This window comes from Streptomyces sp. NBC_00400 (assembly GCF_036048035.1).
Classification (GTDB): Bacteria; Actinomycetota; Actinomycetes; order Streptomycetales; family Streptomycetaceae; genus Streptomyces.
The window spans coordinates 3,131,516-3,154,534 of sequence record NZ_CP107940.1; the positions used below are offsets into that span (position 1 = coordinate 3,131,516).

General features: G+C 72.3%; 18 protein-coding genes and 1 pseudogene. 6 read left to right on the forward strand and 13 right to left on the reverse strand.

Annotated features, from left to right (window positions below):
- The first annotated feature begins 140 nt into the window (after window positions 1–140).
- The gene (locus OHS81_RS13660; protein WP_328385052.1) at window positions 141–1,331 is read left to right on the forward strand and encodes a C40 family peptidase; all 1,191 of its coding nucleotides are present in this window, start codon (window positions 141–143) and stop codon (window positions 1,329–1,331) included.
- A gap of 94 nt (window positions 1,332–1,425) precedes the next feature.
- On the opposite strand, the gene OHS81_RS13665 is transcribed toward OHS81_RS13660, so the two are convergent.
- The 4 genes from OHS81_RS13665 to OHS81_RS13680 form a co-directional block, all read right to left on the reverse strand.
- On the reverse strand, window positions 1,426–2,550 hold the full coding sequence (locus OHS81_RS13665) for an alpha/beta hydrolase (protein ID WP_328385053.1): 1,125 nt from the start codon (window positions 2,548–2,550) through the stop codon (window positions 1,426–1,428).
- A 183-nt stretch (window positions 2,551–2,733) separates the two neighbouring features.
- Window positions 2,734–3,447, reverse strand: a complete 714-nt coding sequence (locus tag OHS81_RS13670) for a response regulator transcription factor (protein ID WP_328385054.1) — start codon at window positions 3,445–3,447, stop codon at window positions 2,734–2,736.
- Between the two features lie 124 nt (window positions 3,448–3,571).
- The gene (locus OHS81_RS13675; RefSeq protein ID WP_328385055.1) at window positions 3,572–4,873 is read right to left on the reverse strand and encodes an ATP-binding protein; all 1,302 of its coding nucleotides are present in this window, start codon (window positions 4,871–4,873) and stop codon (window positions 3,572–3,574) included.
- 120 nt (window positions 4,874–4,993) lie between these two features.
- Window positions 4,994–6,790: a protein kinase domain-containing protein gene (locus tag OHS81_RS13680; protein ID WP_443058848.1), complete on the reverse strand. Its 1,797-nt coding sequence runs from the start codon at window positions 6,788–6,790 to the stop codon at window positions 4,994–4,996.
- Between the two features lie 332 nt (window positions 6,791–7,122).
- Here OHS81_RS13680 and OHS81_RS13685 point away from each other — a divergent pair, with 332 nt between their 5' ends.
- Together OHS81_RS13685 and OHS81_RS13690 are read left to right on the forward strand one after the other, a co-directional pair.
- Entirely contained in the window at window positions 7,123–8,619 is a 1,497-nt protein-coding gene (locus tag OHS81_RS13685; RefSeq protein WP_328385056.1) for a PspC domain-containing protein, read from the forward strand.
- On the forward strand, window positions 8,616–8,843 hold the full coding sequence (locus tag OHS81_RS13690; RefSeq protein WP_328385057.1) for a hypothetical protein: 228 nt from the start codon (window positions 8,616–8,618) through the stop codon (window positions 8,841–8,843). The genes OHS81_RS13685 and OHS81_RS13690 overlap by 4 nt, the downstream gene beginning before the upstream one ends.
- A gap of 220 nt (window positions 8,844–9,063) precedes the next feature.
- Here OHS81_RS13690 and OHS81_RS13695 read toward each other — a convergent pair whose 3' ends face one another.
- From OHS81_RS13695 to OHS81_RS13705, 3 genes are all read right to left on the reverse strand, one after another.
- Window positions 9,064–9,609 (reverse strand): TQO small subunit DoxD, encoded by a 546-nt coding sequence (locus OHS81_RS13695; RefSeq protein ID WP_328385058.1) that lies wholly within the window; start codon window positions 9,607–9,609, stop codon window positions 9,064–9,066.
- Between the two features lie 301 nt (window positions 9,610–9,910).
- The gene (locus OHS81_RS13700) at window positions 9,911–11,188 is read right to left on the reverse strand and encodes a hypothetical protein (RefSeq protein ID WP_328385059.1); all 1,278 of its coding nucleotides are present in this window, start codon (window positions 11,186–11,188) and stop codon (window positions 9,911–9,913) included.
- 1,034 nt (window positions 11,189–12,222) lie between these two features.
- Window positions 12,223–12,381, reverse strand: a complete 159-nt coding sequence (locus OHS81_RS13705; protein WP_328385061.1) for a hypothetical protein — start codon at window positions 12,379–12,381, stop codon at window positions 12,223–12,225.
- Between OHS81_RS13705 and OHS81_RS13710 the strand changes: the two genes are divergently transcribed.
- Both OHS81_RS13710 and OHS81_RS13715 read left to right on the forward strand, forming a co-directional pair.
- Window positions 12,380–13,135 carry a bestrophin-like domain gene (locus OHS81_RS13710; RefSeq protein WP_328385062.1) on the forward strand — a complete coding sequence of 252 codons (756 nt, stop codon included), beginning with the start codon at window positions 12,380–12,382 and terminating at the stop codon, window positions 13,133–13,135. The genes OHS81_RS13705 and OHS81_RS13710 overlap by 2 nt on opposite strands.
- A gap of 226 nt (window positions 13,136–13,361) precedes the next feature.
- Complete coding sequence (locus OHS81_RS13715; protein ID WP_328385063.1) at window positions 13,362–13,943, forward strand: lytic polysaccharide monooxygenase auxiliary activity family 9 protein; 582 nt, start codon at window positions 13,362–13,364, stop codon at window positions 13,941–13,943.
- A 174-nt stretch (window positions 13,944–14,117) separates the two neighbouring features.
- On the opposite strand, the pseudogene OHS81_RS13720 reads toward OHS81_RS13715, so the two are convergent.
- From OHS81_RS13720 to guaA, 5 genes and pseudogenes are all read right to left on the reverse strand, one after another.
- Window positions 14,118–14,909: pseudogene (locus OHS81_RS13720) on the reverse strand (class II aldolase/adducin family protein); the annotation flags it as partial.
- Between the two features lie 116 nt (window positions 14,910–15,025).
- The gene (locus OHS81_RS13725; RefSeq protein ID WP_328385064.1) at window positions 15,026–15,967 is read right to left on the reverse strand and encodes an ornithine cyclodeaminase family protein; all 942 of its coding nucleotides are present in this window, start codon (window positions 15,965–15,967) and stop codon (window positions 15,026–15,028) included.
- Window positions 15,964–17,097, reverse strand: coding sequence for a pyridoxal phosphate-dependent aminotransferase (locus OHS81_RS13730; RefSeq protein ID WP_328385065.1), 1,134 nt, complete (start codon window positions 17,095–17,097; stop codon window positions 15,964–15,966). Before OHS81_RS13730 ends, OHS81_RS13725 begins: the two co-directional genes overlap by 4 nt.
- 5 nt (window positions 17,098–17,102) lie before the next feature.
- Window positions 17,103–17,747, reverse strand: coding sequence for a helix-turn-helix transcriptional regulator (locus tag OHS81_RS13735; protein ID WP_328385066.1), 645 nt, complete (start codon window positions 17,745–17,747; stop codon window positions 17,103–17,105).
- A 183-nt stretch (window positions 17,748–17,930) separates the two neighbouring features.
- Complete coding sequence (gene guaA, locus OHS81_RS13740) at window positions 17,931–19,517, reverse strand: glutamine-hydrolyzing GMP synthase (protein WP_328385067.1); 1,587 nt, start codon at window positions 19,515–19,517, stop codon at window positions 17,931–17,933.
- A 251-nt stretch (window positions 19,518–19,768) separates the two neighbouring features.
- On the opposite strand from guaA, the gene OHS81_RS13745 reads away from it, so the two are divergent.
- Complete coding sequence (locus OHS81_RS13745; protein WP_328385068.1) at window positions 19,769–20,080, forward strand: chorismate mutase; 312 nt, start codon at window positions 19,769–19,771, stop codon at window positions 20,078–20,080.
- Between the two features lie 1,006 nt (window positions 20,081–21,086).
- Here the strand turns inward: OHS81_RS13745 and OHS81_RS13750 are convergent.
- Window positions 21,087–23,009 (reverse strand): GMC oxidoreductase, encoded by a 1,923-nt coding sequence (locus OHS81_RS13750; protein ID WP_443058697.1) that lies wholly within the window; start codon window positions 23,007–23,009, stop codon window positions 21,087–21,089.
- Window positions 23,010–23,019 lie beyond the last annotated feature (10 nt).

The following is a 23,019-nucleotide window of genomic DNA, read 5'->3' on the forward strand; positions in this document are numbered from 1 at the left end:
GCGTCCTCCTCCAGGCGGTCGACTCCCCGCCCTCGCCGGCCTCCCACCGGCGTCCTGTCGGCCGCCCCGCCGTGAGGTGCGGCGGCGGTCCGTTCCCTCGTACGGACCGCCGCCGGGCACACGGGCTCCAAGGGAAGGAAGTGACGGCCACCGTGGCCTCGCACCGCAAGCCGCGGCAGCATCCGCTCGCCGCGCTCACCGGCGGCGCACGCAGCGCACGCACCGCCCGCACGGCCGCCACCCTGGCACTGGCCGGCGCCGCCACCGCCACGGGCTTCGCTCCGGCGGCGGAGGGTGCCCCCGTTGCCGCCGTTGCCGACGGCGCCGGCCAGGCCGCGCACCGGCTCACCCCCGACCGGGTCAAGGACCGGGTCAACGCGCTGTACCAGGAGGCAGAGGTGGCCACGCAGAGCTACAACGGCGCGAAGGAAGCGGCCGGCGCCGCACACCAGAAGCTGAGCAGGCTGCAGGACGAGGCCGCCCGCAGAACCGCGGAACTGAACGCCGCCCGCAGCGAGCTGGGCGCCGTGGCCGCGAGCCAGTACCGCTCCGGCGGCGTCGACCCGACCGTACGGCTGCTGCTGTCCGCGGACCCGCAGCGCTATCTGGACGGCGCCGCGGTCCTGGAACGGACGGGCAGCCACCAGGCCACCGCGGTGGCCGGTTACGCGCGCCGGCTCGGCAGCGTACGGCAGATCCAGCGGCGGGCCGAGGACACCGCACAACGGCTGGCGGACACCGAGGCGGCGCTCAAGAAGCACCGGGTCACGGTCGTCCACAAGCTGGGCGCCGCCGAGCAGTTGCTCAACCGGCTCACCGCGGAGCAACGGCAGCGGATGGCAGGCCGCGGCGCCGCGCACGGCGGCGCCGGGCGGGGCCGGACGGGGCGCGGGACGGGGCAGGGGGACGCTCTCCCCGGCAAGGTCCCCGCCGGCCCGGACGCCTCCGCGGCCGCGGCGCAGGCCGCGGCGCAGGCCCCCGACCCCCGGGCCGCGCGGGCCGTCGCCTTCGCCTACGCCGCCCTCGGCAAGCCGTACGTCTGGGGTGCGACGGGCCCCTCCGGCTTCGACTGCTCGGGGCTGACCCAGGCCGCCTGGAAGTCGGGCGGGGTGTCGCTGCCCCGTACGACCTACACCCAGATCAGCTCCGGACCACGTATCGGCAGGTCCCAACTCGCCCCCGGCGACCTGGTGTTCTTCTACTCCGGCATCAGCCATGTGGGGCTCTACATCGGGGACGGCAAGATGATCCATGCGCCGCATCCGGGGGCGCCGGTGCGGATCGCGCCGATCGACCAGATGCCGTTCGCGGCGGCGACCCGGCCGGCGTAGGGCCTGTCTTCACAGTCCCGCCCGCCTTCACAGTCCCGCCTGTTTTCACAGTCCCGCCTGCCTCGCGGCTCCCTTGGCCGGGCGCGCCGCGCGCTCACCCCCTGAGCTGCGTCCCCAGCCAGCGGAAGATCTGCGGCACCTGGTGCTCCCACACCTTCATGGTGTGGCCGCCGGCGCCCGACGAGATCTGGTGGACGTCCACCGTCGTCGGATACTTCGCGAACTGCCGCAGACCGAGGCCGGCTTGGTAGCCGTCGCCCGCCGCGCCCGACACATACAGGGCCGTACGCGGCGGCCTGCCCGCGGCGTTGGCGGACTTCAGGATGTGCATCGGGTTGGTCTCGATGCGCAGCTTGGGGTCCTTGCCGGCCAGCGAGTCACGTTCGAGCGCCGGGTCGTTGTAGCCGGACATGGCGACCGCGGCGCGGTAGCGGTCCGGGTGGGACAGGGCGAGCTTGGCGGCGCAGTGCGCGCCCGCCGAGTAGCCGGCCAGGGCCCAGGAGTCCGCCCTGTCGCCGGCCCGGAAGTTGTCCACGATCATCTTGCGGACATCTACGGTCAGCCAGCTGTCGGCGTTGACCTTCCCGGGGATGTTGACGCAGCCGGTGTCCGCGCCGGGGAAGACGTCGGTCCGCGGTGACACCAGGATGAACGGCTTGACCTGGCCGCTTTGCATCATCGGCCGGAGCTGATCGGCCACCCGCAGGGAGCCCAGCCAGGTCTTGGCCGAGCCCGGGTAGCCGGGCAGCAGCTCGACCACGGGGAACTTCTTGTTCCGGTAGGCCGGGTCGTTGTACTGCGGCGGCAGCCATACGTACACCTCGCCCTGCACGCCCGAGATCCGGCCCCTGAGGTCGGTCATCTGCACGCCCGGGCCCACCTTGGGGTCGTCGGCGGGGCGGAACTGCTGGAGTTGCTTGGGCTCGTTCTTGATCTGCCGGCCGCCCATGCCGTCGGGGCCGAGGTTCTGGGCCTCCTCGATATGGCTGCCGGTGCCGAGCAGATCGCCCCAGGTGTCGTAGAGATTGTTGGCGTTGTTGACCAGGACGAAGACCACGGTGATGGCCGTGACCTGGGCGAACAACAGCATCAGCAGCCGGGCGAGGCTGCGGAGCAGGGGCGGTCCGGCTATGCGGCCCCACAGGGCGAACGGCAGCACAAAGGCGACGATCAACAGCAGGATCGAGGTGAGGAAGAAGGGCGTGCCCGTCAGGCTCATCGGGATCTCGTTTCCAGGACAACTACGCGAAGGACGTGGGGATGGTTCCGGCCCCGCCTTCGGCAGTGAGCCTCTCCGCGCCGTTAGATGGTGATCCGCGTGGTCCTGGTTGCCCGTCTTTGGCCGTTCTTTACGACCCCGCCCGCCGGCGGCCCGTTACCGGGCGCGCGGCGGTGGTGCAGGTCAGACCAGCCGCCGGGCCGCCGCCCAGCGGGTCAGCTCATGGCGGTTGGAGAGCTGGAGCTTGCGCAGCACCGCGGAGACATGGGATTCCACGGTCTTCACGGAGATGAAGAGCTGCTTGGCGATTTCCTTGTACGCATAGCCGCGGGCGATCAGCCGCAGGACCTCGCGCTCGCGCTGGGTGAGGCGGTCCAGGTCCTCGTCGACCGGCGGGGCATCCGTGGAGGCGAAGGCGTCCAGGACGAAGCCGGCCAGCCGCGGGGAGAACACCGCGTCGCCGTCGGAGACCCGGAAGACCGCGTTGACCAGGTCCGTGCCGGTGATGGTCTTGGTGACATAGCCGCGGGCGCCGCCGCGGATGACGCCGATGACGTCCTCGGCCGCGTCGGAGACGGAGAGCGCGAGGAAGCGGACCGGGCGCTCGGCGTCGGCCATCATCGCGGCGCTACGGCGCAGCACCTCGACACCGCCGCCCCCGGGGAGATGGACGTCCAGCAGGACGACCTCGGGGCGGGTGGCCGTGATGACCGTGACCGCCTGGTCGACGTCGGCCGCCTCGCCGACCACCTCGACGCCGGTGCGCCCGGTTTCGCCGATCTCGGCCTGGACGCCCGTACGGAACATCCGGTGGTCGTCGACCAGCACGACCCGTACGGTCCGGCCCTCGGCCGCCGCGCCGCCGGTCCCGCCCTGCTGTGCGCCCTCGCTGCTCATCTCTTCCGCCCGTCCCTCGATGTCTGCCCCGTCATCATCCCGTGCTCCGTCCCGCGGTGCCGCCACCGGCCGCCGTTCGCCCGGCCCGGTCATGTGCCGCCACCGGCTGCCGCTCGCCGGCCGGTCATGTGCCGCCCTCCGTCGCCGGGCGTTCCATCTCCAGCTCGACGACCGTGCCGCCCTCGGGGGCGGAACGCAGCCGGGCCGTGCCGCCGTTGCGTTCCATACGGCCGATGATGGACTCCCGTACGCCCATCCGGTCCCCGGGGACCGCGTCCAGGTCGAATCCGGGTCCGCGGTCGCGCACCGAGACGAAGACCGTACGGCCCTCGACCTCGGCGAACACCTGCACCGCACCGCCCTCGCCACCGTACTTGGCTGCATTGACCATCGCCTCGCGGGCGGCCTGTATCTGGGCGCCGAGCATGTCGTCCAGCGGGCAGTCGCCGACGATCACGACTTCGATGGGGACGCCGTGGTCGTCCTCCACCTCGGCGGCGGACGCCCGGACCGCCTCCGCCAGGGTGGCCGGTTCCTCGTCCTCGTCCTTGCCGCGGCCCTCGGGCTTGTAGAGCCAGGCACGCAGCTCCCGCTCCTGGGCGCGGGCCAGCCGCGCCACCTCCCGGGGGGCCTCGGCGTTGCGCTGGATCAGGGTGAGGGTGTGCAGGACGGAGTCGTGGACATGGGCGGCCACTTCAGCGCGCTCCTGGGCGCGGATGCGCATCAGCCGCTCCTCGGAGAGGTCCTGGGTGATCCGCACGAGATAGGGCCCCGCCAGCAGCGCGATGCCGACGACGACGGCGAGCGAAGCCTGCAGCACCGAGCCGAGATGGCGCACCGAGCCCTGCAGCACGACGATGCCGGTCACCCCGACGCCGACCAGCAGCACACCGGCCGCGCCGCGCAGCACCGGCAGCACGCCCTTGCGGCGGCCGAGCTCAAGCCATTGCGCCCGGCGGGAGTTGTCCGCCTGGCGCCACACCAGGGCGACACCGGCGCCGATCAGCAGCACCGGCCAGACATAGCCCTTGGCCTGGCCCAGCTGGAATCGGGAGGCGACGACGGCGCTGCCGATGAGCAGCGCGATCAGCGCGAAGACCTGGCCCTTGTCGGGTTTGTGCCGCCGCAGCGCCCGTTTCCCGCCGGCCGCCGCGGCGGGGTGCCGGCGGTCCACGCCGCCGACGCCCAGCGGGACGAAGAACCAGAACGCGGCATAGAGCACGGCACCCATGCCGTCGGCCAGGAACAGGGCCACGAACACGATCCGCACCCAGGAGACCGGCAGCCCGAGATGGCCCGCCAGACCGCGCGCGACACCACCGAGCAGCCGGCCGTCGGCGCTGCGGTACAGCTTGCGCACGGGCGGTTCGTCGGGGTCCGGCGCCGGGGCGTAGCTCGTCTCGGCGCGGGGCGGAGCGGTGGTCATGTCCCCGATCGTCACACGGCGCCGGGGCCCGGGGCATCAGGGTCGACCCTGAACCCGTCCCTGACGTTTTTCCCCTCGCCGCTCCTGCCCGTTGCTCTGCCCGCCGCTCCGCCCGGTGCCTCAGCTCTTCGGGTCGGTCCGGCGGAAGCCGTCCTTCACCACCGAGAAGACCTTCTCGAACTTGCTCCAGTCGGCTTGCGGCGCGGAGACGTAGATCGCGTATTCCTTGCCGCCCTCACGACCGAACCCGAGGTCGATCGCCCGGAAGGTGCGGGCCCGGCCTCCGAAGGTGCACTCCCAGATCGCGGCGGGATCGCCCTGGAAGGTTGTGGGCTGCATCCGCAGCTGGGTGTAGACGGGGTACTTCTTCTTGAAGAAGGCCTCGACGTCCTTGAAGTGCTGCACCTGATCGGGCGAGGAGAAGTCCAGAACGCTCACGGTCAGCTGAGCGCGCTCGGCATCCGAGGAGTAGACGATCTGCCGGCCACCGTCCTGGGGGACGCGCCTCCACCCATCGGGCAACGGGAAGGTCACGCCGAGCGCGGACTCCTTTTGCTGCCGGTAGCCGTCGGGGAGGGGCGGCGGCGGTCCGATGCTGTTGTCCGGGGCCTTGGGAACAGCCGGTGCGCCCTTGTCGGAGGCGCTTTGGGCCACACCGGAGTCGTCACGGTGCATCAGGTACCAGGCCGTGCCCCCGCCGCCCCCGGCGAGCAGCACCCCGACGACGCTCCAGACCATGACCCGGGCGGCACGCCGTTTACGGGAGGCCTTGCCGCCGGACAGCGCTTCCGTACGGTCCCCGTCGGCCCGTCCGCCGCCGATGCCGTCCGGGAGCGCCATGGGGCCGGTCACGGGGACGCCGCCGAGGTCCGTACCCGACGTGCCGGCGCCGGTGCCCGAGCCCGTGCCGGTGTCCGTGCCCGTGCCCGTGTCCGAGCGCATACCCGTGACCGTGCCCGCGCCCGCCCCGGTGCCCGTCCCGGTGCCAGTTCCCGCCCCGGTTCCGGTGCGGTCCGAGGTGTCTCCCGGTGCGCCCGTGTGCGGCACCTGACGCGTCGGTGCCTCCGACTGCTCGCCGGACGCGGCCGGTTCCGCCGCGCCGCGTCCGGCCGTGCCCAGCGCCAGCGTCGGCCAGCCGTGCAGCGCCGTCTCCGCCTCGGCCTCGACGGCCCGCAGCGCCTGCTCGACGACCTCGGCCGTCGGGCGGTCGGCCGGCTCCTTGGCGAGCAGCGCCTCGATCAGCGGGCTCAGCGATCCGGCACTGCGCGGCGCCTCGAGCGGGTCCATGGCGATCGCGTACGCCGTCTCGACGGCGGTGTCCTTACGGAACGGGGGCCGCCCCTCGACCGCTTGATAGAGCGTCGCGCCCAGCGCCCACAGGTCGGAGGCGGGCCCCGGGCTGCCGCTTCTGACCCGCTCGGGCGCCAAGTAGTCGATGGAGCCCACCAGCTCGCCCGTCTTGGTGAGCGTGGACGTACCACTGGCGACCGCGATACCGAAGTCGGTGAGCACGACCCGGCCGTCCTCACCGAGCAGCACGTTGCCCGGTTTGACGTCACGGTGCAGCACACCGGCAGAGTGTGCGGCCCGCAGCGCCGCCACCATGCCGCGTCCGATGCGGGCTGCCTCGCGCGGCGTGACCGAACTGTCCTGCCGCGCGGCTTCCTTGATGACATCGCCGAGGGTCGTCGAGGGGACGTACTCCATGACGATGCACGGCATTCCGGCGTCGTCCACGACGTCGTGCACCCCCACCACATTGGGGTGGTTGATGCGCGCGGCGGCCTGCGCCTCGCGAGTGGTGCGCTCATAGCGCATCGCCAGTTCGTCCGCTTCGAGATACGGCGCCACGTGCAGACGCTTGACCGCGACCTGACGCCCAAGGACCTCATCGCGGGCCCGCCAGACGGTTCCCATACCGCCCTGGCCTATCCGCTCAACCAGGCGATACCGCCCGGCGACCAGTCGCCCCTCGTCCACCGACGCCGCCTCCGTCACCGCACGCCCCTCCGGAAACCCGTACGTATTCAAGGGGCAACGATAGTCGCCCACGCCAACGGAAAGACCTCCGCCCACCGCCCGTCCGCACGCGTGTTCCGGCCCGATGCCGAAACGGCGGGGCAAATGCGAGCGCACGAGGGGTTTCGGGACCCCCCGGGGGCATCTCGGGGACGCCGTCGGGGGATCTCAGGGATCTGCCAGGGTTTCCACTGATGCCTGGAGCGCGCCGCGCTTGTCACCATGGGTCCATGAACGATGCAGCCCCCGTCGACGAGTCGGCGCCTTCCGGCCCCGTCGGCCCCACCCCGCCGCAGGCCCCGCTGCGCCGCAGCCGGCGGCACAAGGTGATCGGCGGGGTGTGCGGCGGGCTGGGCCGCCAGTGGGATCTCGACCCGGTCATCTTCCGGATCGTGCTCGCCGTGCTCGCGGTCGGCGGTCTCGGCCTCATCGTCTACGGCTTCGCCTGGCTGCTCATCCCCCTCGACGGGGAGGACGAGAACGAGGGCCGCAGGCTGCTCTCCGGCCGGGTCGAGGGCTCCGCGCTGACGGCCCTGCTCTTCGCGCTGGTGGGCTGCGGCCTGTTCCTGACGACCCTCGCCAAGGGCAGCATGATGTCGTTCGCCATCATGCTGACGCTGGCGGCGGCAGGTTCCGCCTACTGGTCCCGGCGGCGCCGGGAGGTGGAGACCAAGGGCCCGGAGTCGGTGGACGCCGCCACCGCCCAGGCCGTCGCCGACGCCCCGCCCGAGACCACGGCGCCCCCGGTGCCGGCCAGTCCGTCCTGGTGGCGCAACCAGCGCTCCAGGGAGGCGGGCGGCCCGGGCTATCTGTGGGGGCCCGACAACACCCCGCTCCCGCTGGACATCACCTACCGCCCCGAGCACGGCGCGGGCGTGACAGCTGCTGACCGGCCCCGCCCCCGGCCCGACGCCGGCAGTCCGCCCGGCCCGACGCCGCACGGCACACCGCCCGCCCCCGCCCCGCGCCGAACTCGCCCCAGCGGGCGCCCTATCGGCGGCTTGACGTTCCTGCTCGCGCTGCTCGCCGGAGGCGCCACGGCCCTCGCCGTCTCCCGCCAGGACGGCTTCGCGCCCGCCCTCCAGGCAGGGCTGGCAGCTGCGTTGGTCGTCTTCGGCCTGGGACTCGTCCTCAGCGCCTGGTGCGGGCGGACCGGAGGCGGCACGGTCTTCATGGTGGTGTGCACGGCCGTACTGCTGGCGGCCGCGACGGCGCTGCCCGACAACCTCACCACCGACTGGCAGCAGCGCACCTGGACCCCCGCCACCCTCGGCTCCGTCCGGCCGCACTACGAGGTCGGTTCGGGGGAAGGGAGGCTGGACCTCGGTGCCCTGCCCCTCAAGGGCGGCCGTACGGTCCACACCAGCGCGCGGGTGGGCTTCGGCCGCCTCCAGGTGACGCTGCCGCAGGGTGTCACCACCCGCCTCCATCTCTCTCTCGGCTTCGGCGACCTCCAGTTGCCCGGTGAATCGCCGCACGACGTGGACCTCTCGGCGGGAGGCGAGCAGCGGACCATCACGCTGCCCGCCGACGGCCTCAAGAAGGGCGAGAAGCCACGCGGCTCGCTGGATCTCGACCTCGAACTCGGCGCGGGCCAGATCGCCATCGAGCACGCGACGCCGGGCTCTCCCCCTTCGGCGCCCACCCCGTCGGCATCCTCACCGTCAGCACCCACCCCGTCTGCCCCCGCGCCGTCGGAGCCCACCCCTGAGGGAGCCCCCGAGTGAAACGCCATCGCTTCGAACCGGCTCGACTGATCGCGGGCCTCACCGCCCTCGCCATCGGTTCGGGCTACGGACTCGACGCCCTCGGCCTCTGGCAGGCCCCGGGCCTCTGGCTCTTCCTCGCCCTGCCCGCCGGCCTGCTCCTCTCCGGCATCACCGCCGCCGTCCGGGCCACGACCCGCCGCGGCTCCCCGCACACCGACCCGCCACCCCTGCCGCACACCTGACCGCCGTGACGCCACCCCCACCGCCCCGCGCCGCCACGGAGGAATGCCCGCCGCGGCGGCGCCTCGCCGGATACCGTCAACTCTCCAGCCGGACCACGCCATCCCGACCGGCCAACGACGCCTCCGCCGGACGACCGCATCCCGACCGGACAACGACGTCTCCACCGGACAGCCACGTCCCGGCCGACACCCCCATCCCGGCCGGAAAAACCGCGCCCCGCTAGCCGAACAGCTGTGTCCCGTGCCGCTTGCGGCGGTGCGCCCAGGCCGCGTCCAGGGAGAACCTCGGGGTGCCGGCCAGTACGAGCGGGACCCAGGCCATCAGATAGGCGAGGTCATTGCCGTAGTAGTACGGAGTGGTCGCCCAGCTCACGGTGAGCCACAGGGACAGCGAAATCAGCGCACCGCCCAGCGCCGCCAGCCGCCCCAGCAGGCCCACGAGGGTCCCGAGACCCACCGCGAGTTCGCCCGCCGCGATGGCATAGCCGAAGCCCACCGGACTCTGCTGCGCGAGGTCCACGAGCTGCGGCAGTGCCGCCGCGTCATGGACCTGGCGCAGCGTTTCACCGATGGACCCCGCACCACTGGCCTTCAGGAACGCATGATCCAGCAGCTTGTCGATACCCGCGTAGAGGAAGGTCGCCCCCAGAAACAGCCGCAGCGGCAGCAGCGCATGGCGCGCCAGCCGCCCCCGCAACCCGGCGCCGGAGCCCTCAACGGCCACTCCTCCCAATTCGGCACCGATCGTGCGATTCGCGTGAACCATGACGTCCGCCTCTCCGTTGCCTCCGGGCGCAGACGATTGTGCCCCCGCCCACGCCTCGTGGGGAGATACGTACGCACGTACGCGAGAGGTTCAACGGACCGATGCACTTCGGGCGGTTGCGGCACACACAATCATCACGCAACGGCGGCCCGGCCGCTGCCGCACCGCCCCCCAGCCACCCTCGGGGCCGTCTCACACTCCCCCGGACCCGCCACGCCCCGGCACCACCCGCCACGCCCCGGCCCCACACCCCAGCCCCACCCACGGTGCCTCAGCCCCGCCCGCCGCGCCGTGGTCCTCCTCAGTCCAGCACGTCGACCGGGTAACCGTTCGACTCCACACCCGCCGCCGTGATCACCCGGACCGTCACCCGGCCCGGCTCGACGTCGACCGGCACCGGGACGGTCAGCACCCCGTCCGTCGGATTGGCGAAGCCACCGGCCACCGGAACCAGGGGAACCGGGACGTGGACATCGCCGATCCGGACGACGGTCCTGGCGAGCCGGTCGGGTGTCCCGGCGCCCGGCGGAACGAAGCCGGCGCCGCGGATCTCGATGTCGTCGCCGGTACGGACCGGTGCGGCAAGATCACCCAGCTCACGGGAGCGGACCACGGAGAGGATCACCGGGCGCCCGCCCGCCACCGCCTTCCCCCACAGATAGGTCGCCCCGGAGAGGGCGAGGAGCACCACCAGCCCCCAGGGAAGCTGCGGCAGCTGCCCCGGCTGCCCGGCCGGCCGCACCAGGGCGCACACCAGCACGGCCGCATTCACCAGGACGTACTGCACATCCAGGAGGCTGCCCCGGCCCGCGTCGTCCGCCAGCAGGTCGGCGGCCCGCGGCCGCTGGGCGGGGACCTTCTGCAACCGCCCCGACCGCACCCGCGCAGCCACCAGCCCGTACGCCAGCACGGCCACCCCGCACCCGACGGCGAGCGTCGTCAACAGGGCACCTGACCGGGCGAGTTCCAGGCTCTGGCGCAGCGCGCGCCGCTCCCCCGGCCCGGCGGTCGTCGCCAGTTGCACGGCCGTCGTCAGCACGGCGTACAGCACCGCGACCGCCCAGCCCGCCGCCACCGTCCGCGAGGTGGACAGCCGCCCGTCCTCGCCGATCAGCGGCGCCAGCGCCCCGCCGTGGGCGCGGTGCCACCAGGCCGCCGCCGTCAGTCCCAGCGCGAGGACGACGGCCGCGATCAGCCCCGCCGTACGGGACGCCGTCCAGCCACCGCCGATGGCGGTCAGCGCCTGCCCGACCAGCAGTGCGATCACCGCGCCCCAGACGACGAGCAGGGTGCGCCACCGTACGGACGCCAGCCAGGCGGTTCCTTCGGCGGCGCCGCGCTTGGCCACCTCCCGTGCGGACAGCGTCAGTTCATCGGAGACCCACTGCCGGGCGGCGCCGGCGGAGCGGGCGAGCCCGGCCGGCACCCCGTGCCCGGCGGCGAAGTCCTCGCGCAGCGCGATGAACGCGGCGACCGCCTGCCGGTGCCCCGTACGGGCGCCGTGCGGACACCGCCCGCACTGGCACTCGCCGCCGGCGGCACGCTCCGCGCCGTCCCCCGGCTCGCCCGTTCCGGCCATCCTGCCCGCCGCCTCAACCGACACGTCCGTTACCGCCCGCCGCCGCTCGCCGCCAACTTCTTGTCTCCAAAAGCGAATTGTGCCCCAGGCGGCCAGGGCGGATATCAAACGTCCAGTTGGTGACGGGTGGCAGGCGCATCGGCGCGTTGACGTACGGGAAAAGGCAGCCCCGTGCCGTCGCACGCGCCCCGGTGGGATCCGTACCGGCGGCCGCAGACTCGGCCCCCTTCACCCCCCTCCATCGCCCTCACCACCCTCACCCCCTTCACCGCCCTCACCGCCCTCACCGCCCCTCCGCACACCTGACCGGCGGCCGACCACGCCAACCCGCCGCGTCCCCTATTCGGGCGAACCGGGGCACGGCGACGGCTGAGCGGTCCACGCGCTGCGCAAGCTCTCGCCGTGTGCCAAATACACCGACCCCATGGATCGCATCGCCGCGTTGACCTGGACAGAGGCAGACCACCTGCCCGGGCCAATCCGACGGAACCGAACGGAACCCACGCACCTCACGGATTCGACAAACGCAGCGAACGCAGCGAACGCAGGGAACTCGGCCGCCTCGGCCGCCTCCGGCGCCTGGCAGCCGCACTCCTGGCCGCCGCCTTCCTGCTCCTGACCGGTGCCGCTGCGCTGCTCGTCAACGCGCCTACGGCAATGGCCCATGACCGCCACCACCACCGCCCGCCCACCGGCGACAACTGCGCCTATGCCGGTACCGCGCCCCCCGTGGACGTACCGACCGGCTTCCCCATGCCCCGCCACTGGCACTTCCCCTGCACCGAAACCAAGCCCCCGCCCCCGGCCTCCCACAAGCCGGCGCCCCGTCCGCCGAGCCCGAAGCCCGCACCCCCACCGCCGCCCGCGCCCAGACCCCGGCCGACACCGCCACCCCCGCCTCCCCCGCCGCCTCCGCCACCCCCTCCCCGCGCCCGCCCCGCGGCCCCGCCGCCCGAGCCGGAACCCAAGCCCAAGCCCAAGCCCGAGCCGGCCGTCAGCCGCCCGGCGTCACCTCGGCCCGTCCTGCCCCGCAGCTATGCGCCGGTGTCCCACAAACCGCGCGCCGGGCGCTCCATCGTGACCACGACCCTGCTGATCACCGCCCCGGCCGTACTGGCCGGAGCCGCCCTCCGTCCCCGTTCGCGCTCCTCGTCCGGTTCCGCCGGGCGCCGTTCCTCGTAGGAGGTCTCCATGTCGCAATGGCTGGTGCTGACCCTCGCCATGGTCGCCGCCTGTGGCGTCGTCCTGACCATCACCGTCCTCAAGGAGCGCCGGATCAGTGAGGACGACGACCCGACCGAAACACCCGATGTGATCGAGTATCTGACGATGATGGTGGGGGTGGTGTACGCGATCGTGCTGGGCCTGGCCATCGCCGGGGTCTGGGAGGCCAGGAGCGCGGCCGAGGACACCGTACGGACCGAGGCGCAGGCGCTGCACGAGGTCAGCGCGCGGGCCCGGGCCTACCCCGCGCCGGTCCGGGACCGCATCCGCTCGGACGTCGGCACCTATGTGTCCCACGTCGTGCACAAGGAATGGCCGGTCATGGCCGAGAAGGGCGAACTGACCGACCGCGGCACCGCACTGCTGACGAAGGTCCGGGCGGACGTCACCGACTACCACCCGCGCAACGACTTCGAGGGGCAGTCCTACCAGCCCCTCGTCGACCAGGTCGCGGTGGCCGACGGTGCCCGCTCCGCCCGTGCGGACGCGGCCGGTTCGACACTGCCGGGCGTGGTGTGGTTCGGGCTGATCATCGGCGGCGCCATTTCGATCGGCGTCATGTTCACCCTGCAGATCCGGCGCTCGGGGCGGGAGCTGCTGATGGCCGGACTCTTCAGCGCGTTGATCGCCTTCCTGCTGTTCCTCGTCTGGGACTTCGACGCGCCCTTCAGCCGGGGCCTCGCCGCCGCCGCACCGTTCTTCGACCTGTTCCCGCATCCGTGAGAGGCGCCGGGCCCTGCGGGACGGGCGCCGGCCCCGGCGGGACGGGCGCCGGCCCCGCAGGGCCCGGCCGGCTCACCCATCCGGCAGGAAGGGCCCAGGTGGGCCGTCCGGTGGTTCGCGTGGACACGCACGCCCCCACAGGCACAATCCGTAATCACATGGATACAGTGCGCACACATGGTCGATGTGTCGACCTTCGCGTCGTCAAGTCCTCAAGGAGAGATCTGTGGAACGAGAAGCCCGACACGGAGCAGTGACCCAGCCCAAGTCCAGGGCTCAGCTTCACCTCGCGGACTGGCAGGCCGCCGGCCTGGAGGCCGGCAAGTTCTTCCCCACGGCAGAAGCCGGCCTCACCGACCCGTACGCACCGGACGACGTCCCCAACTTCGAGCCGCCCCAGGACGGCCGGATCGCCAGCGCGGGGAAGGACTTCGCCGCCAAGCTCGACGAGCCCGACTCGCAGCAGGACTGGCACAAGCACCAGGCGGCCGCCGGCCAGCCGCTGGAGATCACCTGGAGCTACCACGCCCCCCACAAGACCCGCCGCTGGAACTACTTCCTCACCAAGAACGGCTGGGACCCGGGGGCGCGCCTGACGCGGTCCCAGTTCGACCTGGAGCCGATCGCCACGTACCAGAACAGCGGCCAGCCGTACTGGAGCGCCGACGACCTCCTCCCCGAGGACCCGACGATCCACCACGTCACGCTGCCCGGTGACCGCAAGGGATACCACGTGCTGTTGTCGGTGTGGGAAGTCGCCGACACCGGCAACGCCTTCTACCAGGTCATCGACCTCAACATCGGATAGCTCACCGCGCGGTCCGAGCCCGGCACCGGCGCCCCGTCACCTTCATCGGCGACGGGGCGCTGCCACCGACCGGGTGGCAGACCCGGAAGCCACCGAACCTGCCATGGGACCTCCCACCGGCCCCGCCACCACCACCGGACTCACCCCACACCCGCCACCGCTACCGACCCCGCCCTAGCCGAAGAGATCCGGCTCGCTGCGCACGATCTGCTGGTACAGCGGCTGGTAGTTGATCCAGGCCACCAGGTCGTTGCCCAGCTGTTCGCGGGTGCGGACGGCGTTGAGGTGGTCGATCAGGACCGGTTTGCCGGCGGCCTTGGCGGTCAGCTGGACCTGGCAGGAGCGTTCCATCGTGACGAACCACCACGCCGCCGCGTCCACCGAGTCGCCGACCGTCAGCAGGCCGTGGTTGCGCAGGATCACCGCCTTGTGCGGCCCGAGGGCGGCCGCGATCCGCCGGCCTTCCGCCTCGTCCACCACCACGCCTGTGTAGTCGTCGAAGAGCGCATGGTCCTCGTAGAACGCACAGACGTCCTGGGTGATCGGGTCCAGCAGCTCCCCCAGCGCGGACAGTGCCCGGCCGTACGTGGAGTGGCTGTGGGCCGCCGCGACGACGTCGGGACGGGCCCGGTGGACCTGAGCGTGGATGGCGAACGCCGCCTGGTTGACGTGGTGGCGGCCCTGGACGACCTTCCCCTCCGCGTTCACCAGCAGCAGATCACTGACCGTGAGGTGCCGGAAGGACATGCCGAAGGGATTGACCCAGAAGCAGTGGGGGAACTCCGGGTCGCGCACGGTGATATGGCCCGCGACGCCCTCCTCGAAGCCGTAGTGCCCGAAGAGGCGCAGCGCCACGACCAGGCGCTCCTTGCGGTGGCGCCGTTCGTCCTCGACGGTCTGGTGCGTCGGCGGCATCGCGAACTGCAGCTGATCGGTGGGTATCGGGGTCGGCTCGGGCATCGCGGCTCTCCTCCTGGCACGTACGGCACTTGATGCTCGATGCGGAAGCTACCTTCCACCACGGCAGGTAACCAGGGGCGTGACCGGCGGGAATGCGCGGCGAAGCAACAGCACCCGGGCATTCACTCCCGAAGCCGGCCGAGGACGGCCGAGGCGAGCGCCGCGTCCAGTGCTCCGACACCGGTGAGGTCGGCGACCGTGATCGCGGTGTCCGGCCGGTCGACGGCCGTCTTGAGCAGCAGCCCGGCCGCCGTGTCGCCGTCCTCGGCGGCGGCCCCGGCGCGGACGGCGTGGCCGAAGTCTCCGTGGTCGAGGCACTGGGCGTGGTCGTCGGTGGCGATGAGTCGGGCGCGGCGAAAGAGCGCGGGCGGCAGCTCGTTCTTGTGCGGCATATCCGTGCCGATGCCGGTCACATGGGCGCCCGGGCGCACCCGGGCGGCGTCCAGGACGGGGGACGTGGCCGGCGTCGCGGTGATGATCATGTCGGCCTGGGCCGCCTCCGCCGCCGCGGCGGGCCGGGCGGCCAGCCCGTGCGCACCGAGTGCGTCGCACAGGGCGCGGGCCTTGTCCGGGGTGCGGCCGTGGACCAGGACCGGGCCGAGCGGCCGGAGTCCGGCCAGCCAGAGCGCCTGGAGACGGGCCTGTTCGCCGGTGCCGAAGAGGGCCAGCGTGCCGGCGGCGGGCCGGGCCATGGCATGGGTGATCAGCGCGCCCGCGGCGGCGGTGCGCCAGGCGGTCAGCAGACCGCGGTCGTCGAGGAGCGCGCGTGGCGCTCCGGTGCGGGCGCTGACGACGCAGACCAGGCCGTGGTTGGACGGCAGGCCGAGCGCCGGGTTGCCGTAGAAGCCGGTCGCGATCTTGACGGTGAAGTCGGCGGCCCCGGTGATCCGGCCCGCTTTGACGTGGCAGTCCCCGCCGGCTTCGGGGAAGTCCAGGTGCAGCGGCGGCGGCACGCTGGTGCGGCCTTCCGCGTGGGCGATCAGCGCCTCGCGGACGGTGTCGAGGACCAGCCGCGAGGGGACGGCCCGTTCGATGGCGGCCGCGTCGAAGACGGCGAGCGTCATCGGCGCGCCCGCATCCAGTCGGCGAAGGCGGCCAGGCCTTCTTCCGGGTTGCGGCGGCCGATGCCGACGCGGAAACGGTCTGCGGGGGTGGCGGTGAGTCCGGAGCGGTAGATGCTCGCGGGCAGCAGCAGGACACCGGCTTCCTCGACCAGACGGGTGCAGAACTCCTCCACTCCGTCGGCGCCGAGGTAGCGGGGGTAGGCGACGCATCCGCCGTCCGGTCGCCGCCACTCGATCTCGTCCGCGAACTCGGCGAAGAACGCCTCGAAAACCGGCAGATTGGCGGCGATCAGGGCCCGGTTCCGGTGCAGGATCGTCTCGCGGGCCTTCAGGGCGATACGGGCCAGGACCTCGCTGGGCGCGGAGTTGCAGATGGTGGTGTAGTGCTTGGCCCGCTCCAGACGGGCGCGCAGCGCGCGGTCCCGGCAGGTGATCCAGCCGATGCGCAGCCCGGGAAGCCCCAGGGACTTCGACGTCACGTTCAACGACAGTGCGCGCTCCGACACGTCGGCGGCCTGCGGCAGGGTACGGGCCGGGTCGCGTTCCAGGCCGCGGTAGACCTCGTCGCTGAACAGGTGGATGCCGCGCTCGTCGCACAGGCGGGCCAGTGCGCGGAAGTCGGCGGCGTCGAGGACCTTGCCGGTCGGGTTGTTGGGGAAGTTCACCGACACCACCCGGGTGTTCGGCCGGATCGCCGCCGCCACCTCGTCGAGGTCGAGGGCCCAGTCCCGGTCCGCGTCGAGGGCCACGCCGGTGACCTCGCACAGCGCCAGCGGCACGGTCTCGGCGGCCTGGTAGTTCGGGGTCATCACCACCGCGTGGTCACCGGCGCCGAGCAGCACGTTCATCGCCAGATACAGGGCTTCCTCGGCGCCCGCGAAGCAGATGACGTCGTCCGCGCCGGCCTGCTCGTACGTCTCGGCGATCACTTCCCGCAGGGCCGGGTCGCCGAAGGTCTCGGTGTAGCCCAGGGACAGGTGCTCGAAGGCCGCCCGGTCCCCGTCGTCGGCCAGCCCGAGCAGTTCACCGAGTGTCATGGTCTGGGCGTCGGAGGCGGTCAGGTGGTGGCGGGCGGTGAACTCCCAGCGGGAGAAGTACGTTTCGAGCCGGAAGTCGGGCAGCCGGGTCATGGCGGTCAGTCCTTTGTGCTGGATGCTCTGAGTTCGGCCAGCAGGCCGTAGACGGTGGACCGGGACACCCGCAGGGCCCCGGCGACGACCGGCGCGGCGCGGCGCACCGCGAACACCCGGGCCTCGTCCAGCCGGCCGAGGACGGCCAGGCGGTCCTGGCGGGTCATGCGCTCGACGGGACGGCCCGTCTCGCGGATGTGGCCGCCGATGATGTGCTGGATGCGCTCGGACCAGTCCTGCTCGAACAGCGGCTCGGGGCGCTGCACGGTCGGGGCGCCGAAGGCGGACAGCACCGCCGCGGCCTGTTCCAGCGGGGTGCGGTCGAGGTTGATGCACAGCACGGCCGACGGCCGGTCGTGCGCATCCCGCAGGACCGCGCTCACCGACGAGAGCCGGCGGCCGTCCGCGAGCAGCTTCTCGTACGGCCCGTACACGCCCTGCGGTGACGGGTCGAGCCCGTCCAGCTCGCCGAGCAGGGAGGGGTCCCCCGGGCCGCGGGAGCTCATCGGATTCCAGATCTCCAGGACCCGGTCGGTGTCCGGATCATGCAGTACCACCTCGGCATACGGACCGAGCAGTCGCGCGACGGCCTGGCACACCGGCGCCCACATCCGCACACGAGGGTCCCGGGCCTCTTCTGCGTGTCCCATGCTTGGACTATAAGTCCAGACTGGACAGAAAGTCCATACGCGCCGACGCCCCTACGCCCCTGCACCGCCCCGCCTCGCCTCGCCTCGCCTCGCCTCGCCCAACAACAACGCCGCCGCTCAGCGCAGGCTGAGCGGCGGCGTCGTCATACGGCCGGTGGGATCACCCCGGTCCGGCGGGTGGGGTCACTCCCACTCGATGGTGCCCGGGGGCTTGCTGGTGACATCGAGGACGACCCGGTTGACCTCGGCGACCTCGTTGGTGATGCGGGTCGAGATCCGCGCCAGCACGTCGTACGGCATCCGGGTCCAGTCCGCGGTCATCGCGTCCTCGGAGGACACCGGGCGCAGCACGATCGGGTGGCCGTACGTCCGGCCGTCGCCCTGGACGCCGACCGAGCGGACATCGGCGAGCAGGACCACCGGGCACTGCCAGATCTCGCGGTCCAGACCGGCCGCGGTCAGCTCCTCGCGGGCGATGGCGTCGGCCTCGCGCAGCAGGTCCAGGCGCTCCTTGGTGACCTCGCCGACGATGCGGATGCCCAGGCCGGGGCCGGGGAACGGCTGGCGGTGGACGATCTCGTCCGGCAGGCCGAGCTCCGAGCCGACCATCCGGACCTCGTCCTTGAACAGCTGGCGCAGCGGCTCGACGAGCTGGAACTCGATGTCGTCGGGGAGCCCGCCGACGTTGTGGTGGGACTTGATGTTGGCGGTGCCCGTGCCGCCGCCGGACTCGACGATGTCCGGGTAGAGCGTGCCCTGGACCAGGAAGGCGACTTCCTCGCCCTCGGCGCCGGCCTCGGCGACCAGCTCGGCCTGGGCCTGCTCGAAGACGCGGATGAACTCGCGCCCGATGATCTTCCGCTTCTGCTCGGGGTCGCTGACCCCGGCCAGCGCGGTCAGGAAGCGCTCCTCGGCGTCGACGACCTTCAGCTGGACGCCGGTGGCGGCCACGAAGTCCTTCTCGACCTGCTCGGACTCACCCTTGCGCTGGAGGCCGTGATCGACGTAGACGCAGGTCAGCTGGTCGCCGATGGCCTTCTGCACGATGGCAGCGGCCACCGAGGAGTCCACGCCGCCGGACAGCGCGCAGATGGCGCGCTTGGTGCCGACCTGGGCGCGGATCGCGGCGACCTGCTCCTCGACCACGCTGGTGGTGGTCCAGCTCGGCTCGATGCCCGCACCGCGGTAGAGGAAGTGCTCCAGGACCTGCTGGCCGTGCGTGGAGTGCATGACCTCGGGGTGGTACTGGACGCCGTAGAGCTTCTTCTCGTCGTCCTCGAAGGCGGCGACCGGCACCACGTCCGTGGACGCGGTGACCGTGAAGCCCTCGGGCGCGGCCGAGCAGGCGTCGCCGTGGGACATCCACACCGACTGCTCGGTGGGGGTGCCCTCGAAGAGGGTGGATCCGGGGCGGGAGACGGTCAGCGGGGTGCGGCCGTACTCCCGGGCGCCGGTGTTGTCGACGGTGCCGCCGAGGGCGATCGCCATGAGCTGGAATCCGTAGCACATGCCGAAGACCGGGACACCGGCCTCGAACAGCGAGCGGTCCAGGCTGGGGGCATCTTCGGCATAGACCGACGAGGGACCGCCGGAGAGGATGATCGCCTTCGGGTTCTTCGCAAGCATCTCCGCCACCGGCATGGTGGACGGCACGATCTCGCTGTAGACCCGGGCCTCACGGACCCGTCGGGCGATGAGCTGGGCGTACTGTGCGCCGAAGTCGACTACGAGGACGACGTCCGGGGCAGCGGCAGGGGGCGCTGATGGCACTTCGGCGGCCTTCCGGCGGTGTGGAGCAGGGGTTGGACTTTCGATTCTAACGGGCTCATACTTGGCCCCATGTCCAAGCAGCTGACCTTCGTCTTTACCTATGGCACCGGCCCGTCCGGCTGCCATGGTCGTGCTGCTTGATCCACTGACAAGCAACTTCCCAGGCGCCCCGGGCCGAAATGGTCCGGGGCGTCTGCGTCTGTCGGGACCGATCATCGGCTCCGGGGCCACTCACCCCAGGAGATACGGACATGAGCCCTCGGACCACCACCTCCCCCGCCCCGGCCCCCGCCCCCGGCACCGGCGCCCACACGCCGGAGGCGGCCGGGATCATCCATGACGCACGGCAGCGGATCGATGATCTCGACGGCCGGATCATCGGCCTCGTCCAGGAACGGATGGCCGTCTCGGCCGTCATCCAGCGCGAGCGCCTCACCTCCGGCGGACGGAGGGTGAACCTCTCCCGCGAGATGGAGATCCTTGCCCACTACCGCGACCAGCTCGGCAAGCCGGGCACCGCGCTGGCGATGACCCTGCTGGAGCTGTCCCGGGGCCAGATCTGAGGCGGGCGGGAGGCGGGGCCCGGACGGCTGCCAGGGTGGCCTGGCCGCTTCCGGGGGTGGCCGGCCGACCGCCGGGGGTGGCCGGATCCGGCCGGTATTCCGGCGGTTCCGGCATCGGGATCAGAGGCGGCCGTGGCTGGTTCTGGACGGTTTGCGGTCGGTTTCGGGGCCGGTCGGGGCGCGTGACGAAGCGCACGCGCCCCGGCGCAGCTGCCGGATCTGCGTTCGGTTGCCGACTCACCCGTACGGCGCGTGACCGGCCGCCGCGAGGCTTCGTTGTTCCCGGTGCCACGCCAGCCAGGCGCGGCCTGCAGGACTACGCGTAGACGCCGCCTCACGGGCGGAAACCCGGAGCGATGAGACGCCGGCCGCCAGCCGCGGCCCGCGTCGTGGGACCTCGCTCCGGAGCCGTGACCGGTCAGCAGGGGACAGCAGCCCGGTCACATCCGATGGGGTGGTCGGTCCTGGGGACGCCCGGGACCGACCGCATCCGGTCGAAAAGGTTGCGCCAGGTGAGGCGCATCCAGGACGATGCTTGACGAACGACCTGCCGTATCCGGTACGGACTTTTGCACTGCCATTGGTCCGACCACCGCAGCATTCGCACCATCGCGCACCACCCCATAAGCCAGCGGCGCTACCCCCCCCCCAGCGCCGCCCCTCGGTGCCGGCGCTGCCCTGACGCCGGCACCGAAAGCAAAGGGCCCCGTGGCCGTCCGCACCCCCCTCGCGGACGGTATCCGGGGCCCTTCGCTGTGGGGGGAGTGCGCCCGGCGCACGGCCGTCGCCGAGCCCGTCCCGCGCCCCTGCCTTCGTGACGCCGACGAGGTGGCCGTGAGGCTGTTGTGCGTCTCCCGTGAGACTGCTGTGACGGATGTGATCGACATCACGGCAGCCTTCTCCTTGAAGGGACACCTTTTTCGGCCACCGTCGACGCCTTCCGTATGCCTTCCCTGTTGCCGTCCGGGTGCCTTCCGTGCGCCTCGTGCGCCTTCCGCCGGGTCCCCTACGTCACGGGCTTCTTCGGCGGCACCGGCGGGACGGCCAGGAACGGCAGGTTCAGCGCGCCGAAGGCCTGGGGAGGGACCGCGGGGCGGGCCGGCTCGACGGGCGCCAGCCGCCGGTAGGCCCGGCCCGGGGCGGGACGCGGGTCCGGCTCGCCCTTGTTGGGCCACAGCGACATCGCGCGCTCGGCCTGTGCGGTGATGGTCAGGGACGGGTTGACGCCGAGGTTGGCGGAGACCGCGGAGCCGTCGACGACCGAGATCCCCGGGTGGCCGTAGAGGCGGTGGTACGGGTCGATGACGCCGTGGTCCGCGTCCTCGCCGATCGGGCAGCCGCCCAGGAAGTGCGCGGTCAGCGGTGTCCCCATGAGCTCGCCGACATTGCTGCCCGCGAAACCGTTGATCTCCTGTGCCAGCAGGGTGGCGGCCTCGGTCGCCTCGGGGATCTGCTGGGGGTTCGGTGCGCCATGGCCCTGGCGGGCGGTGAGCAGGCCCTTTCCGAGGCCGCTCGGCTTGCGGTAGGTCGTCAGGGAGTTGTCCAGGGACTGCATCACCAGGCCGATGATGGTGCGCTCGGACCAGCGGCGGTTGGAGAGCGACCGCAGCAGCAGCATCGGGTGCCGGGCACAGTTCGCTGCCCACCGGGCGGCGCGCGAGCCGCGGCCGGTGAGGGGCACCTGGAGGATGGACAGGGCACCCATCGCATTGGAGCCCTTGCCGTAACGGACCGGCTCGATGTGGGTGTGGGCGTCGGGGTGGATCGACGAGGTGATCGCGACCCCGCGGGTGAAGTCGGCCTTGGTGCCGTGCCGTCTGCGGTAGCGGCGGTCGTCGGTCTGTGCGCCCACCAGCGCCTCGGAGTTCGTCCGCGTCAGCTCGCCGAGCCGGCCGGAGAGGCCGGGGAGCAGTCCGCTGTCCTTCATCTTGTGCAGCAGGGTCTGGGTGCCGTACGTACCGGCCGCGAGGACGACCCGGCGGGCGGTGAAGGTGCGGCCCCGGCCCGTGCGCTTGTTGTCGGTGGGCAGGGTGGCGACGGCATAGCCGCCGCGGGAGTCCTCGGTGACGGTGACGACCGAGGTCATGGGGTGGATGACGGCGCCCGCCTGCTCGGCGAGGTGGAGGTAGTTCTCGTTGAGGGTGTTCTTGGCGCCGTGCCGGCACCCGGTCATGCACTCCCCGCACTCCGTGCACGCCTTACGGGACGGGCCCTTGCCGCCGAAGTACGGGTCGGGGACCTCCGTGCCCGGCGCGGTTTTCGATGCCCCGTTCTCCGCCTCTCCCTCCCCGCGGACGGCGTCCCGTCCGTCGCCGAAGAAGACGCCCACCGGCGCGAGGTGGAAGGAGTCGCCGACGCCCATCTTCTCGGCGGTCTCCTTGAGGTGGACGTCGGAGGGCGTCATCGTCGGGTTGAGGCGCACCCCGAGCATGCGTGTGGCCTGGTCGTAGTACGGCGCCAACTCCGCGTGCCAGTCGGTGATATGGCCCCACTGCTGGTCCTCGAAGAACTGCTTCGGCGGGACGTAGAGGGTGTTGGCGTAGTTCAGCGAGCCGCCGCCGACGCCGGCGCCGGCGAGCACCATGACGTTGCCGAGCAGATGCACCCGCTGGATGCCGTAGCAGCCGAGGGCCGGGGCCCACAGGTAGTTGCGGATGTCCCAGGAGTTCTTCGGCAGCGTCTGCCGGGTGAAGCGGCGGCCGGCCTCCAGGACGCCGACGCGGTAGCCCTTCTCGGTCAGCCGGAGTGCGGAGACCGAACCGCCGAAGCCCGAGCCGACGACCAGCACGTCGTAGTCGTAGTCGTAGTCGGAGGCATGGCCGTCGGGGGCGGCGGCACGGGCGTCGGGGGCGGCGTGGTTCTCAGGGCTGTCCCGGGCGTCCCGGCCGCCGTTCGCGTCCTGATTCCGGGCAGAGTTCTCCTGGGGCACTGGCTCTCCC